Origin of the sequence: Acinetobacter sp. 1294596, from assembly GCF_000582925.1 — a bacterium.
GTDB classification, from domain to species: Bacteria; Pseudomonadota; Gammaproteobacteria; order Pseudomonadales; family Moraxellaceae; genus Acinetobacter; species Acinetobacter radioresistens.
Genome location: NZ_JFCC01000097.1, coordinates 1 through 1,425, shown reverse-complemented (window position 1 = coordinate 1,425; position 1,425 = coordinate 1). Strand labels below are relative to the sequence as shown.

1 rRNA gene is annotated in these 1,425 nt (G+C 41.1%); it reads right to left on the bottom strand.

The window, feature by feature from the left end:
- Positions 1-705 (bottom strand): 16S ribosomal RNA (locus tag J502_RS15965); the annotation flags it as partial.
- Positions 706-1,425: the final 720 nt, after the last annotated feature.

The window sequence follows — 1,425 nt, the reverse complement described above, 5'->3', positions numbered from 1 at the left end:
CAGATCTCTACGCATTTCACCGCTACACCTGGAATTCTACCATCCTCTCCCATACTCTAGCCAACCAGTATCGAATGCAATTCCCAAGTTAAGCTCGGGGATTTCACATTTGACTTAATTGGCCGCCTACGCACGCTTTACGCCCAGTAAATCCGATTAACGCTCGCACCCTCTGTATTACCGCGGCTGCTGGCACAGAGTTAGCCGGTGCTTATTCTGCGAGTAACGTCCACTATCCTAAAGTATTAATCTAGGTAGCCTCCTCCTCGCTTAAAGTGCTTTACAACCAAAAGGCCTTCTTCACACACGCGGCATGGCTGGATCAGGGTTCCCCCCATTGTCCAATATTCCCCACTGCTGCCTCCCGTAGGAGTCTGGGCCGTGTCTCAGTCCCAGTGTGGCGAATCATCCTCTCAGACCCGCTACAGATCGTCGCCTTGGTAGGCCTTTACCCTACCAACTAGCTAATCCGACTTAGGCTCATCTATTAGCGCAAGGCCCGAAGGTCCCCTGCTTTCTCCCGTAGGACGTATGCGGTATTAGCGCTCCTTTCGGAACGTTGTCCCCCACTAATAGGCAGATTCCTAAGCATTACTCACCCGTCCGCCGCTGAATCCAGTAGCAAGCTACTTTCATCCGCTCGACTTGCATGTGTTAAGCCTGCCGCCAGCGTTCAATCTGAGCCATGATCAAACTCTTCAGTTAAAATCATTTGTACCTTATTTATAGACAAGGTACCAATTCTGGCTCATTAATCTTCTGACTAAAAATTTACTCAAATAAACTTCGAGAAATTTCTACCATTCAATCAATGAAAATTATTTCGATCGATCAACCAGTAAAAATCCACACAAGTTGTTCTTCATATTCTCTTAATGATCTTTCTGCTCTTCGTCAGAGACAGAATTAACGCAAATAAGAACCACTACCTTCACCCTTTAGTGAAGATCTTTGTCTTAATCGCGTCGGGATGCAGCGTATTCTATACAGTTTTTAAAACCTTGCAACCCCTATTTCATCACCCTCTTAACGAGTGTCTATTTTTTAAACTAAAAAGTAATTTTAAACTTTTAAATCTAACTCACCTTAAATAGCTCTTAACCAGATTTCTTTCAACTCAAAATAAAGTAGCAATCAATTTAGTGAGTAGTGACCGTTTCCTTATTATTAAAAAACTATTTTCTTAATTTCTTACTTAATTATAGCTAATAGTCATTAGGAAATAGCTTTTTACAGCTGATTTTTGTCATAGTTTTACATTTCTCTCTCGCCAATATATATGAAAGTATGTAGCCGCCTTATGCTTTTATATAGGACCTTTTAATTGTTATGAGTATTTAATTTTTTATCTCCTTTATCGCCTGAGTTTTATTCTATGGATATACCAGTAGCTTTTGTATAAGTGTTGACTTACACATATCTAGT